The sequence below is a fragment of the Pseudomonas sp. C7.1 genome, from assembly GCF_056312395.1.
The window spans coordinates 382,504-397,663 of record NZ_JBWDTL010000003.1; the positions used below are offsets into that span (position 1 = coordinate 382,504).

At 59.6% G+C, this 15,160-nt stretch carries 16 protein-coding genes and 2 tRNA genes; 7 read left to right on the top strand and 11 right to left on the bottom strand.

Translation table 11 applies throughout. From position 1 onward, the window contains the following. Positions 1-161 precede the first annotated feature (161 nt). On the top strand, positions 162-449 hold the full coding sequence (locus AC0T4W_RS05065; RefSeq protein ID WP_476316941.1) for a hypothetical protein: 288 nt from the start codon (positions 162-164) through the stop codon (positions 447-449). Here the strand turns inward: AC0T4W_RS05065 and AC0T4W_RS05070 are convergent. The 10 genes from AC0T4W_RS05070 to AC0T4W_RS05115 all read right to left on the bottom strand — a co-directional run bounded on the left by AC0T4W_RS05070 (position 446) and on the right by AC0T4W_RS05115 (position 8,857). After that, the gene (locus tag AC0T4W_RS05070) at positions 446-1,690 is read right to left on the bottom strand and encodes a tyrosine-type recombinase/integrase (protein ID WP_476316944.1); all 1,245 of its coding nucleotides are present in this window, start codon (positions 1,688-1,690) and stop codon (positions 446-448) included. The genes AC0T4W_RS05065 and AC0T4W_RS05070 overlap by 4 nt on opposite strands. Before the next feature lie 188 nt (positions 1,691-1,878). Beyond that, positions 1,879-2,979 carry a redox-regulated ATPase YchF gene (gene ychF / locus AC0T4W_RS05075; protein ID WP_397495141.1) on the bottom strand — a complete coding sequence of 367 codons (1,101 nt, stop codon included), beginning with the start codon at positions 2,977-2,979 and terminating at the stop codon, positions 1,879-1,881. A gap of 33 nt (positions 2,980-3,012) precedes the next feature. After that, on the bottom strand, positions 3,013-3,603 hold the full coding sequence (gene pth / locus AC0T4W_RS05080; RefSeq protein ID WP_476316949.1) for an aminoacyl-tRNA hydrolase: 591 nt from the start codon (positions 3,601-3,603) through the stop codon (positions 3,013-3,015). 69 nt (positions 3,604-3,672) lie between these two features. Beyond that, positions 3,673-4,299 carry a 50S ribosomal protein L25/general stress protein Ctc gene (locus tag AC0T4W_RS05085; RefSeq protein ID WP_476316952.1) on the bottom strand — a complete coding sequence of 209 codons (627 nt, stop codon included), beginning with the start codon at positions 4,297-4,299 and terminating at the stop codon, positions 3,673-3,675. Positions 4,300-4,413: 114 nt separating this feature from the next. Beyond that, complete coding sequence (locus tag AC0T4W_RS05090; protein WP_090251437.1) at positions 4,414-5,355, bottom strand: ribose-phosphate pyrophosphokinase; 942 nt, start codon at positions 5,353-5,355, stop codon at positions 4,414-4,416. Between the two features lie 45 nt (positions 5,356-5,400). Further along, positions 5,401-5,475, bottom strand: a tRNA-Gln gene (locus AC0T4W_RS05095). 50 nt (positions 5,476-5,525) lie between these two features. Then, positions 5,526-5,600: transfer RNA gene (locus AC0T4W_RS05100), tRNA-Gln, on the bottom strand. Between the two features lie 37 nt (positions 5,601-5,637). Continuing rightward, complete coding sequence (gene ispE / locus AC0T4W_RS05105; protein WP_476316957.1) at positions 5,638-6,513, bottom strand: 4-(cytidine 5'-diphospho)-2-C-methyl-D-erythritol kinase; 876 nt, start codon at positions 6,511-6,513, stop codon at positions 5,638-5,640. Then, entirely contained in the window at positions 6,510-7,127 is a 618-nt protein-coding gene (gene lolB / locus AC0T4W_RS05110; RefSeq protein ID WP_476316960.1) for a lipoprotein insertase outer membrane protein LolB, read from the bottom strand. The genes ispE and lolB overlap by 4 nt, the downstream gene beginning before the upstream one ends. Next, positions 7,127-8,857 (bottom strand): tetratricopeptide repeat protein, encoded by a 1,731-nt coding sequence (locus AC0T4W_RS05115; RefSeq protein ID WP_476316963.1) that lies wholly within the window; start codon positions 8,855-8,857, stop codon positions 7,127-7,129. The genes lolB and AC0T4W_RS05115 overlap by 1 nt, the downstream gene beginning before the upstream one ends. A 183-nt stretch (positions 8,858-9,040) precedes the next feature. On the opposite strand from AC0T4W_RS05115, the gene hemA reads away from it, so the two are divergent. The 6 genes from hemA (at position 9,041) to AC0T4W_RS05145 (ending at position 14,621) form a co-directional block, all read left to right on the top strand. Further along, positions 9,041-10,336, top strand: a complete 1,296-nt coding sequence (hemA, locus tag AC0T4W_RS05120; protein WP_476316966.1) for a glutamyl-tRNA reductase — start codon at positions 9,041-9,043, stop codon at positions 10,334-10,336. 9 nt (positions 10,337-10,345) lie between these two features. Further along, a complete protein-coding gene (prfA, locus tag AC0T4W_RS05125; protein ID WP_275963427.1) occupies positions 10,346-11,428 on the top strand; it encodes a peptide chain release factor 1 in 1,083 nt (360 codons plus the stop codon). A gap of 85 nt (positions 11,429-11,513) precedes the next feature. Continuing rightward, entirely contained in the window at positions 11,514-12,347 is an 834-nt protein-coding gene (gene prmC / locus AC0T4W_RS05130) for a peptide chain release factor N(5)-glutamine methyltransferase (RefSeq protein ID WP_476316969.1), read from the top strand. Between the two features lie 19 nt (positions 12,348-12,366). Further along, the gene (locus tag AC0T4W_RS05135) at positions 12,367-13,116 is read left to right on the top strand and encodes a molybdopterin-synthase adenylyltransferase MoeB (RefSeq protein WP_476323467.1); all 750 of its coding nucleotides are present in this window, start codon (positions 12,367-12,369) and stop codon (positions 13,114-13,116) included. Between the two features lie 96 nt (positions 13,117-13,212). Further along, positions 13,213-14,022 carry a glutamate racemase gene (gene murI / locus AC0T4W_RS05140; RefSeq protein ID WP_476316972.1) on the top strand — a complete coding sequence of 270 codons (810 nt, stop codon included), beginning with the start codon at positions 13,213-13,215 and terminating at the stop codon, positions 14,020-14,022. Between the two features lie 83 nt (positions 14,023-14,105). Beyond that, positions 14,106-14,621, top strand: coding sequence for an acyloxyacyl hydrolase (locus tag AC0T4W_RS05145; RefSeq protein WP_476316975.1), 516 nt, complete (start codon positions 14,106-14,108; stop codon positions 14,619-14,621). A 3-nt stretch (positions 14,622-14,624) separates the two neighbouring features. On the opposite strand, the gene AC0T4W_RS05150 is transcribed toward AC0T4W_RS05145, so the two are convergent. Next, positions 14,625-14,936, bottom strand: coding sequence for a YkgJ family cysteine cluster protein (locus AC0T4W_RS05150; protein ID WP_476316978.1), 312 nt, complete (start codon positions 14,934-14,936; stop codon positions 14,625-14,627). Positions 14,937-15,160 lie beyond the last annotated feature (224 nt).

Sequence of the window (15,160 nt, forward strand, 5' to 3'; positions counted from 1 at the left end):
TCCTATACCGATTTTCCGTCATTGCAGACACCGACATATTTCCGGTAGCCGCTGTCTGAATGTGCTCACTCCGCCAGGTCGTCATCGGACTCTTGCGCTCAGCCTAGTAGTGCCTGCTAAGCAGCTCGTTTATAGTCCCTCGCTTTGATATGGGAGGTGCTATGCGCGTTAAGCCAGTTGGTGAGCTCGTTTTCGAGAAAGACGGCCATGAACATCATATTCCAGCCAGCCAACTGTCCCAGGGTGAGCAGAAAAAGGAGGCCGACGGCATACATGGGGAAAGTGAGGATTGGTCGGTAATCTTTACTGCAGGTTCGCCTTTCGGTGGTTTTGCTTGGTACGTCACTTATACCCTAGGTAATCAGGGACTTGTCCTGATTGATTCAGAAATAACTAAAGCGCCTGTGGGTGTTGAGGTGATCAGGGATATATCTTTCAAATCAGTCTAAGTGCTTTCCTTTTTCCATTGATCCAGCAAATCAGCCCATTGCTGCATCATTTGGGCTCTGTCGGTGAGGTATTTCGCATGGTTGTAGGTGACGCGCACTGTGTTTTGTTCGATGTGAGCCAGTTGCATTTCGATCCAGTCTGCGGAAAAGCCCATTTCATTTAGTCTGGTGCTGCCTGTGGTGCGTGTGGCGTGCGGGCTGTACTTGCCGCCCCAGCCTAGGACGTTAAGCATCTGGCGAAATGAAGCTGACACCATGGGGCGGGTGCGGACGTCTCGGTGCGGGAATAGATGAGTGTATTTTCCAGTAACGCCTTGTAAAGCGTGCAGCATCTCCACTGCCTGTATGGGCAGTGGGTTTATATGCTCTTTACGCTTTTTCATTCGTTCGGCAGGAATGCGCCACAAGGCCTTATCAAGGTCAAATTCTGACCATTGAGCCTCAACCGCCTCATTGGGCCGGCATAGGGTCAGCCACATAAGTCGGAATGCACAGAGCGTTTCATGACGGCCGCCATGGGAGTCAACGTCCCTGAGCAGCCGGCCGATTTCCTCTGTGGAAAGTGCTCGCTTGTGTTGGGTTTTGTTTTTGGGTAGCGCTTTGCGCACTGGATGAACGGGGTCGGTACTGGCGCGAAGGGTGGCAATGGCTAGCTCGAAGATGCCAGACATGGTGCGTTTTGCTTCATTGGCTACTGATAGCCCGTTGTCCTTGGCGGCCGATCTTAGTACGTCAAGAATGTGCGCTGGTGTGATTGCTTTTACAGGCATGTCACCAATTTTCGGGAAGATGACACGTTTCAACATTCCAAGCCGCTTGGACTTAGTTGTTTCCTCCCAGTCTTTTAAGGCCAGCCATTCTTTGGCCACGGCCTCGAAGGTGGTTGCTTTCTCGTGGTCGCGCTTTACACGTTCCTGCTGGCGATGATGTGCAGGGTTGATGCCTTGCACGACCAGTGAGCGTGCTCTAGAGCGTGCTTCGCGCGCCTCTGAAAGCGTAAGAAGCCGGCCATTGCGGCGATCTTCGGCCTGGTCGGATGTTTCACCCTTGGGGGCGACCACGTATTGCCCAATGGCAAATACGCTTTCCTTCCTGGTATTGCCGTCGCTAAGTTCAAATCGATAGCGCCAAGCCTTCACTCCGTTTGGCTTTACCTCAAGATAAAGGCCATTTCCGTCTGTGAGCTTGTAAGGCTTTTCCTTGGGTTTTGCAGTGCGGCACTGGGTATCGGTAAGTGGCATATCTGCTCCTGCGCGCCATACCCGGTTATATTGTCGGGTAGGAGATTGCTGTACCCGGCAGCGTACCCGGTAAGTGCGTGGATCTCAATGTGTTCCTCTGGGCGTTGGTGGAAATGGAAAACCCCTTGAATCAGCTAAATTCAAGGGGTCTCGCGTCCATCAAGATCCGGCAGGATCCGAATTATTGCTTACACGTTAAAGCGGAAATGCATGACGTCGCCGTCTTTAACGATGTACTCCTTGCCTTCCAGGCGCCATTTGCCGGCTTCTTTGGTGCCGGCTTCGCCCTTGTATTGGATGAAGTCGTTGTAGGCGATGACTTCGGCGCGGATAAAGCCTTTTTCGAAGTCGGTGTGGATCACGCCGGCAGCCTGTGGCGCGGTGGCGCCGACCTTGACTGTCCAGGCGCGGACTTCTTCGACACCGGCGGTGAAGTAGGTCTGCAGGTTGAGCAGTTCGTAGCCCGCGCGGATGACGCGGTTCAGGCCGGGTTCTTCGAGGCCCAGGGCTTCGAGGAACATGTCTTTTTCTTCGCCATCATCCAGCTCGGCGATTTCTGCTTCGATCTTGTTGCATACCGGCACCACAGGAGCGCCTTCGGCGTCAGCAATGGCCTGGACGATGTCGAGCAGTGGGTTGTTTTCAAAGCCGTCTTCGGCGACGTTGGCGATGTACATCACCGGCTTGCTGGTGAGCAGGTGGAAGCCGCGTACCAGTTGTTTCTCGTCGTCGCCCAGAGTCTTCATCAGGGTACGCGCTGGCTTGCCTTCGCTGAAGTGGGGGATGAGTTTTTCCAGCAGGGCCTTCTGGGCGACAGCTTCTTTATCGCCGCCCTTGGCATTGCGAGTGGTCTTCTGCAGTTGCTTCTCGCAGCTGTCGAGATCGGCGAAGATCAGTTCCAGGTCGATGATTTCGATGTCGCGCTTAGGGTCGACGCTGTTGGCGACGTGGATCACGTTGTCGTCTTCAAAGCAGCGCACAACGTGGGCGATGGCGTCGGTTTCGCGGATGTTGGCGAGGAACTTGTTGCCCAGGCCTTCACCCTTTGAGGCGCCTTCCACCAGGCCGGCGATATCGACGAATTCCATGGTGGTCGGCAGGATGCGCTTAGGGTTGACGATGGCCGCCAGCGCCGCGAGGCGTGGGTCGGGCATCGGTACGATGCCGCTGTTGGGCTCGATGGTGCAGAACGGAAAGTTCTCGGCCGCAATCCCGGATTTGGTGAGGGCGTTGAACAGGGTGGACTTGCCGACGTTGGGCAGGCCGACGATGCCGCAGTTGAATCCCATGGTGTTGTCCCTCGCGCGAATGGCGGTAAAGAGTTAGGAGGTGGCTTTCTGGCTGTGCAGCTTGTGCATGGCCTTGCTCCAGTCGCCTACGAGTATTTCCGGCAGGCTGCCTAGGGCAAAGTCGATGCTGGTATCCAGCAGTTCCTGTTCGCTGCGTGGGGCGCGGCCGAGGACGAAGTTGGAAACCATGCTGCTGTGCCCGGGATGGCCAATGCCAAGCCGCAGGCGGTAAAAATTATTCTGATTGCCGAGCTGGGCGATGATGTCGCGCAGCCCGTTATGCCCGCCGTGCCCGCCACCCTGTTTGAGTTTGGCGACGCCGGGGGGCATGTCGAGTTCGTCGTGCGCCACCAGAATGGCTTCCGGCGGGATGCGGAAGAAATTCGCTAATGCCGCTACGGCCTGGCCGCTGCGGTTCATAAAGGTGGTGGGGATCAGCAGGCGCACATCGCGGCCCTGATGGTTGAACTTGCCAACCAGGCCAAAATACTTTTTGTCGAGACTCAGGTTGATGCGCTGGCTGTCGGCCAGGCGCTCAACGAAAAGGGCCCCTGCATTATGCCGGGTCTGGTCGTATTCAGGGCCGGGGTTACCCAGGCCAACGATCAGTTGTACGGCAGTCATGTCAGGAGCCCTTTTGTGGAAATAGCCCGGCAGAATCGCATGCCGGGCCGGTTTCCGACGCTGTGAGGTTTACTCGGCAGCGCCTTCGCCTTCGCCTTCTTCTTCTTCTGCGTCTTTAACAACGCGCGGGGCGTGGATGTTAGCCACGGCCAGGTCGTTGCCGTGAGCCAGTGCAACCAGCTCAACGCCCTTTGGCAGTTTCAGATCGGCCAGGTGAACGATCTGGCCGATTTCAATGGCAGCCATATCGACTTCGATGAATTCGGGCAGGTCTTTCGGCAGGCAGGAAACTTCTACTTCAGACAGAACGTGGGAAACTTCGCCACCCTGCTGCTTCACGCCAACCGCAGTTTCCTGGTTGAGGAAGTGCAGAGGGATAATAGCGGTCAGTTTCTGGCCAGCTACGACGCGGATAAAGTCGGCGTGCATCACGTAGCCTTTGGCCGGGTGACGCTGCAGGGCTTTGATGATCACGCTTTCGTTGCTGCCGGCTACGTTCAGGCTCAGCACGTGGCTGTAGGCTGCGTCGTTTTCCAGCAGTTTGGCCAGTTCTTTGGCCAGCAGGCTGATCGATTGTGGCGCTTTTTCGCCGCCGTAAATTACGGCAGGAACCATGGCAACGTTACGACGCAGGCGGCGGCTCGCACCTTTCCCCAGGTCGGAACGCACTTCGGCATTCAGGGCAAATTCAGTCATTTCACTTCTCCAAAATAACCAAACCGTCCGTTACGCTTGCGACCAGCGACGGGACGGTTGGTTGAAAAGCCATGCCATTAGGGCAGGGCGTTTGCGCTCAGGGCGTGTGCCGAGTTAACGGAACATCGCGCTGATCGATTCTTCATTGCTGATGCGGCGAACCGCTTCAGCGACTACCGGTGCGATGTCCAGTTGGCGAATACGCGAACAGGATTGCGCAGCGGCTGACAGCGGGATGGTGTTCGTCACCACCAGCTCGTCGAGTACGGATTTTTCGATGTTTTCGATGGCGCGGCCAGACAGTACGGCGTGCGTGGCATAGGCGAAGACTTTCGAGGCGCCATGTTCTTTCAGCGCTTTGGCGGCGTGGCACAGGGTGCCGGCGGTATCCACCATGTCGTCGACCAGGATGCAGGTACGGCCTTCAACATCACCGATGATGTGCATCACTTCGGAGTGGTTGGCTTTCTCGCGGCGCTTGTCGATGATCGCCAGGTCAACACCCAGGGACTTGGCCACGGCGCGTGCACGCACTACGCCACCGATGTCCGGGGAGACGATCATCAGATTTTCAAAACGTTGGTCTTCGATATCGTCCACCAGCACTGGGGAGCCGTAGATGTTATCTACCGGGATATCAAAGAAGCCCTGAATCTGATCCGCGTGCAGGTCGACGGTTAGAACCCGGTCGATGCCTACAACGGTGAGCATGTCAGCCACAACTTTGGCGCTGATAGCCACGCGAGCGGAGCGCGGACGGCGATCCTGGCGGGCATAGCCGAAGTAGGGGATAACAGCAGTAATTCGAGTGGCTGAGGAGCGGCGGAAGGCGTCGGCCATCACTACCAGTTCCATCAGGTTGTCATTGGTTGGCGCACACGTCGGTTGAATCAGGAAGACGTCTTTACCGCGGACGTTTTCGTTGATTTCAATCATGATCTCGCCGTCGGAAAACTTACCGACAGAAGCATCACCGAGGGGAATGTGCAGCTGACGTACGATACGTCGCGCCAGATCGGGGTTAGCGTTCCCCGTAAAGACCATCATCTTGGACACGCGCAGTACCTGCCGGCTGAGGGTATACCTGGATGAGTACAGAAATGGCAGGGGCGGCTGGATTCGAACCAACGCATGCCAGGATCAAAACCTGGTGCCTTACCGCTTGGCGACGCCCCTGTATCTGTGTAACCGAATGCGTTGAATTGTATATCCGCTCCAGGACGGAATGGCAGGGGCGGCTGGATTCGAACCAACGCATGCCAGGATCAAAACCTGGTGCCTTACCGCTTGGCGACGCCCCTACATACAACCCGATGCTTTACAACGTACAGCGTGCATTCACTTCCCGACCAATGTTTCGAGCTTGCGGTGCAACATCGAAATGTTACGGCCTTGGGCTATAAAACTTGGCAATGTGGCTGGAAGTTGGCGGGCGACTTTACCAGCATCGTCCTGGTTTGGGAAGCTCCCAAACACACAAGCTCCAGTGCCGGTTAATCGAGCTGAAACAAATTTGTTCAACAAGATCAAAGCGTTACGAACTTCTGGGTAACGCTTCTGGACTACCAGCTGGCAGTCATTACGACCACCCCCCTCAAGAAGGCTGCGAACTTTAATGGGCGGCGTATCCCGTGTCAACTCAGGGTCGGAGAAAATTTCCGCTGTACTGACAAGTACTTGCGGAATCGCGACAAGAAACCAGGGTTCGCTCAGAGTTACCGGTTGCAGCTTTTCCCCCACGCCTTCGGCAAATGCGGCGTGGCCGCGCACGAATACCGGTACGTCTGCGCCCAGGCTCAGGCCCAGGGTGGCCAGTTGGTCTTCGCTGCAACCTAGCTGCCACAGGTGGTTGAGGCCGAGTAGGGTGGTGGCGGCATCCGAGCTGCCGCCGCCGATGCCGCCGCCCATGGGCAGGCGTTTATCCAGCCAGATATCGGCGCCCTGGGTGCAGCCTGCGTGTTGTTGCAGCAGGCGCGCGGCGCGCACGATCAGGTTGCTGTCGTGGGGCACGCCGTCGATGGGCGTATGCAGGTGAATCTCACCGTCGCTGCGCAAGGCAAAGCCCAGTTCGTCACCGAAGTCGAGAAACTGAAACAGAGTTTGCAGCTCGTGATAACCGTCGGCGCGGCGGCCGAGGATGTGCAGCATCAGGTTGAGCTTGGCCGGTGCCGGCAGAATCAACTCGGCCCCGGCGGGTATTGCCGGGGCGCTCATTGGCCGAGCTGGCGCGGTTGCCAGTCCTTGATTACCAGGGTGACTTGCAGATCAAAGCCGCTGAGCTTGATGCGCTCCGGCAGCCAGAAACCATTCTGTTCGGCATAGCTTAGGTACTCAACGTGCCAGCCGTCTTGGCTCAGCTGTGCCAGGTGGCTTTGGCTATCGAGGCTCAGGCGGCTTTTGCTATCCGGCGAGGGCAGGCCGCGAATCCACCAAAGTAGGTGCGAGACTGGTAGGTTCAGGCCTAGCTGGTCTTGCAGCAACTGCTCCGGCGACTCGGCTTGGTAGCGGCCCTGGTTGGCCACTTCCAGCTGAATGGCGCCAGGGCGGCCGGTCAGGCGAGCGGCGCCGCGCCCCAGGGGGCCGGACAGGCGGATGTCGTAGTAATCCTGGCGTTGCAGCCAGAACAGGGTGCCGCTGCCGGAGTCTTTCGGCGCGCGGATACCAACTTTGCCGTTGATCTGCCAGGCATCCAGGTTGCTGATCTGCTCCTTGTGGGCTTGCCAGCTTTGCGCATTGCCCTGGCCTTCGAGGGCTTCGCGGGAGGTCAGGCCGGCGCAGCCTGCCAATAAGGTGATCAGGCTGAAAACTATCAGGTGGCGCGCAAACATCAGAGTGTCTCTGCTCCGGTCAGGCGCAGCAGGGTGCTGCGCAGGATTGGGCTATCAGGTTGCTGTTTCAGGGCTTCGCGCCAGAGTTTGCGCGCTTCTTTCTGTTTGCCTTGCGCCCACAGCACTTCGCCCAGGTGGGCGGCGACTTCGTGGTCGGGGAATTCTTGCAGCGCTTGGCGCAGCAGGCGTTCAGCCTCATCCAGGTTGCCCAGGCGGTAATTCACCCAGCCGAGGCTGTCGAGAATCGCCGGGTCTTCCGGGTTGAGTTGGTGCGCCTGCTCGATCAGCTGCTTGGCTTCAGCGTAACGCGTGGTGCGGTCGGCCAGGGTGTAGCCCAGGGCGTTGAGGGCCATGGCGTTGTCCGGTTCGCGTTCGAGAATAAAACGCAGGTCCTGTTCCAGCAGGGCCAGGTTGTCGCGCTTCTCGGCGAGCATGGCGCGGGTGTAGAGCAGGTTGAGGTCTTCCGGGAACTGTTCCAGGGCTTGCTGGATAAGCTGCCAGGCGCGCTCGGTGTCTTGCTGCTTGGACCAGGCTTCGGCCTCGATCAGGTACAGCTGGATGGCGTAGTCCGGCTGGCTCTCGCGGGCCTGGCGCAGGCGCTCGGAGGCTTCTTCGCCACGCTGTTCTTTGAACAGCAGATCGCTCTGCCGGGATTGGGCAGGCAGATAGTCATTGCTGGGGCCAACCAGGGCGTACTCGATCAGTGCGCTGGAGGTATCGCCGAGTTCTTCATAGGCGCGGGCCAGGTTGTAGTGCGCCGCTTCGCTGTGGCTGCCGCGCTCGACCAGTTCCTCCAGGTAGACAATCGCCTCTTTCCAGGCTTTGGCTTCCAGGCAGACCAGTGCCAGAGAAAAGCGCAGGTCATCATCATTGGGGTGTTGTTGCAGCAGCGAGGCAAACTCACCCTTGGCTTCATCCAGGCGGTCTTCGGCGACCAGCAGGCGGGCGTAGGTCAGGCGCAGGCGTTTGTCGTCCGGGTGCTGCTGGATGCCTTTTTTCAGCAGCGGCAGGGCGTCATCGTTGCGTTCAAGGCTTTGCAGCAGGCGTGCGTGCAGCAGGATCGAGGCAATGGGGCGGTTTTTGCTGGGTTGTTGCTCCAGCAGCGCCAGGGCTTCCTGCGGACGGTCGTCTTGTTGCAGCAGCAGGGCTTTGCCAAATTGCAGCTGGCTGTTATCCGGGTACTTCGTCTGCAGGCGGTTGAAACTCTGCAGCAGTCCGGTGCGGGTGTCCGGATCGGTTTCAGCGGCGGACAGGGCGAGAAAGTCGAAATGCGTATCGCCCTGACGCTGCAGCACCTGCTCCATAAATGCCATGGACTCGTCATAACGACCGGCGCGGGCCAGCTGCACGGCAGCGGCGCGCTGCGCGTCGATATTTTCAGGCGCGGTCTTGGCCCACATCAGGCTGGTTTCCAGGGCGGGCTGCTCGGCCCCGAGGTATTCGGCTATGCGAAAGCCACGCTCGGCGACGCCAGCATCCTGGGTGGCATTGGCCTGCTCTACATAGTTGTCTAGGGCAATGTCGAAGCGGTTGCGTTGCCCGGCCAGTTCCGCGATCAGCAGCGACAGCAGGGTTTCCTGACTGAAGTTGCGGTAAACCTGCGGCTGGGTTTGTGCGGCGACGACAGCAGGATCTTCCACCGGTGGCGTGCCATCCGGGGCAGAGGGGGCAAACGTTTGACAACCGCTTAATAAGGCAGCGGCAGTCAGCAAGGCGAAGGATCTATTCATAGGAAGAGTATGTGGCCAACCTGCGGTTTGGGCATCATGACACAAGCGTTGGGGCAAGCCCATGGGCGGCCATGATGCGGATTAAGAGATAAACCTGGCTATTGGGACAATAGGCCGCAGTGGTTGTTCTCCCTTGGCCGAAGTAGGACAATTGCCGGCTTCCACTCCCTGTCAGCGACGTGCATGGCTTTTATTGCCCTCGGTATCAACCACAAGACCGCCTCGGTGGACGTCCGCGAGCGCGTGGCTTTCACTCCCGAGCAGTTGGTTGAGGCTTTGCAACAGCTGTGTCAGCGCACCAGCAGTCGCGAAGTGGCGATTCTCTCGACCTGCAATCGCAGTGAGCTATACCTTGAGCAGGATGACCTGAGCGCTGATGAAGTGCTGGGCTGGCTGGCGGGTTATCACCGCCTGAGCCTCGAAGAGTTGCGTGCCTGCGCTTATATCCATGCCGATGATGAAGCCGTGCGCCATATGATGCGCGTCGCCTCGGGGCTGGATTCCATGGTGTTGGGCGAGCCGCAGATTCTCGGCCAGATGAAGTCGGCCTTTGCCGTGGCCCGCGAGGCCGGCACGCTCGGCCCGCTGCTTGGGCGGTTGTTTCAGGCCACCTTCAGCACTGCCAAGACCGTGCGCACCGATACCGCCATCGGCGAAAACCCGGTCTCTGTAGCCTTTGCCGCCGTTAGCCTGGCCAAGCAGATCTTCACCGACCTGCATCGCAGCCAGGCGCTGCTGATCGGCGCCGGTGAAACCATTAGTCTGGTCGCCCGTCATCTGCACGACCAGGGCATCAAGCGCATCGTGGTAGCCAATCGCACCCTGGAGCGCGCCAGCAGCCTGGCCGAGCAGTTCGGTGCCCATGCCGTGCTGCTCTCGGAAATTCCCGATGAGCTGGTCAATAGCGATATCGTCATCAGCTCCACCGCCAGCCAGCTGCCGATTCTCGGCAAAGGCGCGGTGGAGCGCGCACTGAAGCAGCGCAAGCACAAACCAATATTTATGGTCGACATCGCCGTGCCGCGCGATATCGAGCCGGAAGTTGGCGAGCTGGACGACGTTTACCTGTATACCGTCGATGACCTGCACGAGGTGATCGCGGAAAACCTCAAGAGCCGTCAGGGCGCGGCCCAGGCTGCGGAAGAGCTGGTCAGCGTCGGCGCTCGTGACTTTATGCTGCGTTTGCGTGAACTGGCGGCGGTGGATGTGCTCAAGGCCTATCGTCAGCAGGCTGAGCGCCTGCGTGATGAGGAGCTGAACAAGGCTTTACGTCTGCTTAATAACGGCAGTTCGGCCGAGGATGTGCTGGCGCTGCTGGCTCGCGGCCTGACCAACAAGTTGCTGCATGCGCCCAGCGTGCAGTTGAAAAAATTCTCTGCTGACGGCCGCGTCGATGCGCTGGGCGTGGCCCAAGAACTGTTTGCCCTCGACGAGGGCGCGCCGCCTGCTGCTACCCAGAGCGGCTCGGCCAATAAATAAAGGTCTGCAATGAAAGCGTCATTGATCAATAAACTCGACCTGTTGCAGGACCGTTTCGAAGAGCTGACTGCGCTGCTTGGCGATGCCGAAGTGATCAGCAATCAGCCACAGTTCCGCGCCTATTCCAAGGAGTACGCCGAACTTGAGCCAGTGTACCAGGCGTTCAGTGCCTTCCGTAAAGTCCAGGCCGACCTCGAAGGTGCTCAGGCGCTACTCAAAGACAGCGACCCGGACATGCGCGAGATGGCCGAGGAAGAAGTCGCCGAGGCCAAGGAACAGCTGATCGAGCTGGAAGCCACGCTGCAACGCATGCTGTTGCCCAAAGACCCGAATGACGGGCGTAACGTATTCCTCGAAGTGCGCGCCGGCACCGGTGGCGACGAGGCGGCGATCTTCTCCGGCGACCTGTTCCGCATGTACTCGCGTTATGCCGAGAAGCAGGGCTGGCGCGTTGAAGTGCTGTCGGCCAGCGAAGGCGAGCACGGCGGTTATAAAGAAGTGATTGCCCGGGTTGAGGGCGACAACGTTTACGGCAAGCTCAAGTTCGAGTCCGGTGCGCACCGTGTGCAACGCGTACCGGAAACCGAATCCCAGGGCCGCATCCACACCTCGGCCTGTACCGTGGCGGTGTTGCCCGAGCCGGATGAGCAGATGGCCATCGACATCAACCCGGCCGACCTGCGTGTGGACACCTACCGCAGCTCCGGCGCCGGCGGTCAGCACGTTAACACCACCGACTCGGCGATCCGCATCACCCACATTCCCACCGGCACTGTGGTGGAATGTCAGGAGGAGCGCTCGCAACACAAGAACCGCGCCAAGGCCATGGCCTGGCTCGCGGCGAAACTCAAAGACCAGCAGGAAGCCGCCGCGCACAAGGAAATTTCCGACTCGCGTAAATTGCTGGTGGGCTCCGGTGACCGTTCCGAGCGCATCCGCACCTACAACTTCCCGCAAGGCCGGGTCACCGATCACCGTATCAACCTGACCCTGTATTCGCTCAACGAAGTGATTGCTGGCGGCGTTGAAGCGATTATCGAACCGCTGCTGGTCGAATACCAGGCCGATCAGCTGGCGGCGCTGGGTGATTGATTCGCGCTTTTCGTAGCCCGGATGTAATCCGGGAGCGACCGTTGACGCATGTCCCGGATTGCATCCGGGCTACGGAATAAATGCCATGGCCACCATCGAATTCCTGCTCAACCACGCCGAACTACCCGACTCGCCCACCCCGCGCCTGGACGCTGAGCTGCTACTCGCCCACGCCCTGGGCAAGTCGCGCAGCTATCTGCACACCTGGCCGGAGCACGAACTTGATGCGGCGCAGCTTGAGCGTTACCAGGCGGCGCTGGTGCGGCGTCAGGCTGGCGAGCCGGTGGCCTATATCCTCGGTCAGCAGGGTTTCTGGAGCCTGGAGCTGGAAGTTGCCTCGCATACCCTGATTCCGCGCCCGGATACCGAGCTGCTGGTGGAAACCGTTCTCGCGCTGCTGCCGGCCACGCCCGCTGCGCTGCTGGATCTCGGCACCGGCACCGGTGCGATTGCCCTGGCCTTGGCCAGCGAGCGCCAGGCCTGGCGGCTAACCGGGGTGGATCGCGTGGCGGAGGCGGTGGCTCTGGCTGAACGCAATCGCGTGCGTCTCAATCTGAACAACGCCAGTTTTGTTGAAAGCCACTGGTTTAGCGCCCTGGCAGGCCAGCACTATCAGCTGATCGTCAGCAACCCACCGTATATCGCCGCCGATGATCGACATCTGGGCGAAGGCGATGTGCGTTTCGAGCCGAGCAGTGCGTTGGTGGCGGGCGCGGATGGGCTGGACGATATTCGACTGATCATTGCCCAGGCACCGGACTATCTTCAAGCGGGTGGCTGGTTGCTGCTGGAGCACGGCTTCGATCAGGCCGCAGCAGTGCGCGAGTTGCTTAGCGCGCGCGGTTTTAGCGCGGTGGAAAGCCGGCGTGACCTCGGCGGCCATGAGCGTATCAGCCTGGGATGTTTCGATAATGAGTGACGCCATGAGCTCGCAGGACATGCTGAATGATGAGGAGCTGCTGCGCTACAGCCGGCAGATTCTCCTGCAACAGATCGATATCGCTGGCCAGCTGCGCCTGAAAAACAGCCGCGTGCTGATCATCGGCCTCGGCGGCCTGGGTTCGCCGGTGGCGCTGTATCTGGCGGCTGCCGGCGTTGGTGAGCTACATCTGGCGGACTTCGATACGGTTGATTTGACTAACCTGCAACGACAGATCGCCCACGACACCGCCAGCATCGGCTTGCCCAAGGTGGAGTCGGCGGCCCAGCGCCTGTTGGCGATCAACCCGCAGCTCAAGTTGCAGCTGCATCCCCAGGGCCTGGACGCCGACTCCCTGAATGGTGACGTGGCGGCGGTGGACCTGGTGCTGGATTGTTCGGACAACTTCAGTACCCGCGAGGCGGTCAATGCCGCTTGCGTGGCGGCCAAGGTGCCGCTGGTGAGCGGCGCGGCGATTCGCCTGGAAGGCCAGCTCTCGGTGTTCGATTCACGCCGCGATGACAGCCCCTGCTACCACTGCATCTACGGCCACGGCAGCGAGGCCGAACTGACTTGCAGCGAGGCGGGCGTAGTTGGCCCACTGGTGGGGTTGGTCGGCAGTCTGCAGGCGCTGGAAGCCTTGAAGCTGCTGGCGCAGTTTGGTGAGCCGTTGGTCGGGCGCTTGCTGCTGATTGATGCGCTGGGCAGCCGTTTCCGCGAACTGCGGGTCAAGCGCGATCCGGGTTGCAGCGTGTGTGGCGATGCGTAGGGTGGGCATGGCGCCAGCCTTGTCCGCCAGTGCTGTCTGCGTGGTGGGCAAGCCTTCGGCATGTCCACCCTACACTTGGCTGCAGCGGGTAAATATATGAGTCAGCCAGACGCGCCGATTGGTGTATTCGACTCCGGGGTCGGCGGCCTGTCGGTGCTGGGCGAGATTCGCACGCTGCTGCCCAATGAGTCACTGCTCTATGTCGCCGACAGCGGCCATGTGCCCTATGGCGAAAAAAGCCCGGAATTTATCCGCGAACGCTGCCGGGTGTTGGCCGAGTTTCTTCTGGCCCAAGGCGCCAAGGCGCTGGTGCTGGCCTGCAACACCGCCACCGTGGCGGGAGTGGCCGAGTTGCGTGAGTTGTATCCGCAGTTGCCCTTGGTGGGGATGGAGCCAGCGGTTAAACCCGCTGCTGCTGCTACCCAGAGCGGCGTAGTCGGCGTGCTGGCCACAACGGGTACTCTGAAAAGCGCCAAGTTCGCCGCGCTGCTCGACCGTTTTGCCAGCGACGTGCGGGTTATTACCCAGCCTTGTCCCGGGCTGGTCGAGCGGATCGAAGCCGGCGAACTGGACAGTCCCGCCACCCGTGAGCTGCTGCAGGGCTTTATCGCGCCGTTACTGGCCGAGGGCTGCGACACGCTGATTCTCGGCTGCACCCATTACCCCTTTATCAAACCGCTGCTGCGCAGCCTGGTGCCCGAGTCGATCAGCCTGATTGACACGGGCGCGGCGGTGGCGCGGCAAGTTCAGCGTTTGCTAGCTGGCCATGATCTGCTCGCCAGCGGCCCGGCGCAGCCGGCGCAGTTCTGGTCGAGTGGCGATCCTGCGGCTATGCAGCGGGTGTTGCCATTGCTATGGGGCGAGACTGCGCTGGTCAGTGGCCTGCCTGATAAGGTTTATCTATAAGTCGGCTTTCTCAGCAGGCAAAGATTTCTATACTCTCAAGCAGCGTCAGTACGCTTCTACTTGGGTGAATAAGGATTATTACCATGAGAAAAGTCATTACCTTGGCTGCATTTGCGGCCTTAGCGTTGGGGCCGGTGAGTGCGCTGCAGGCAGCGGATTTGAGTGTAGCGGTGGCCCAGACGGGCGAGTCGACCATGACCTACCGGCTGGGCACGCAGTTTGATTTCAACCAGAGTTGGCTTGTCAGTGATGTCGGCCGTCTGACCGGTTACTGGGATGCGGCCTACACCTATTGGGACGGTGACCAAGCCTCTAGCAATCACAGCCTTTCGCTTAGCCCGGTGCTCGTCTACGAGTTTGCTGGCGAGCGCTTCAAACCTTATATCGAAGCCGGTATCGGTATTGCGGCGTTCAGCAGCACCGAGCTGGAAGACAACGACCTGGGTTCATCCTTCCAGTTTGAAGACCGCATCGGTTTCGGCGTACGTTTCGCTGGCCAGGAAGTCGGCGTACGCGCCATGCATTACTCCAACGCGGGGCTTAAAAAACCCAACGATGGGGTGGAGAGCTATAGCCTGCATTACCGCATGAGTTTCTAACGCTTAGCGGTAGATGCTGCTCATACCCTTGCGCTCATCCAGGCACTCGGGGGACGCGGTTTCGAATTCGCGGCAGATCAGTGGGCGCACTTCGTAGATGGTGCAGCGCATGCTGTCGCGGTCCAGCGCGGCGCACCAGCCGTCGTCCAGACGCAGCATGACTTCGCCGCCCCAATCGTCTGTGTCGATAAAGCGCGGAGGTACGCCGGTATCGGTGATCAGCATAACTTCCAGCTGGCAGCAGCAGGCGGCGCAGTTGGAGCAACTGACGGCTTCTTCGCCGGGTAGCTGGATATGGGGAATGCTTTCGCTCATGCCGCGCAGTGTACGCGATCGCTGTTATTGCGGCGCCTGCCGCCGACGTAGGGTGGATGGCGTTTAATCCATCCGGCGAAAGCCCCAAACACCGTAGCCCGGATGCAATCCGGGGCATCGGTTGTGGCCATCACATCGCGTTCCCGGATTTCATCCGGGCTACAAGAGCGCTGTAGGGTGGGGATGGCGAAGCCTTGTCCACCGCTGGCTGCCCGAATGGCGTA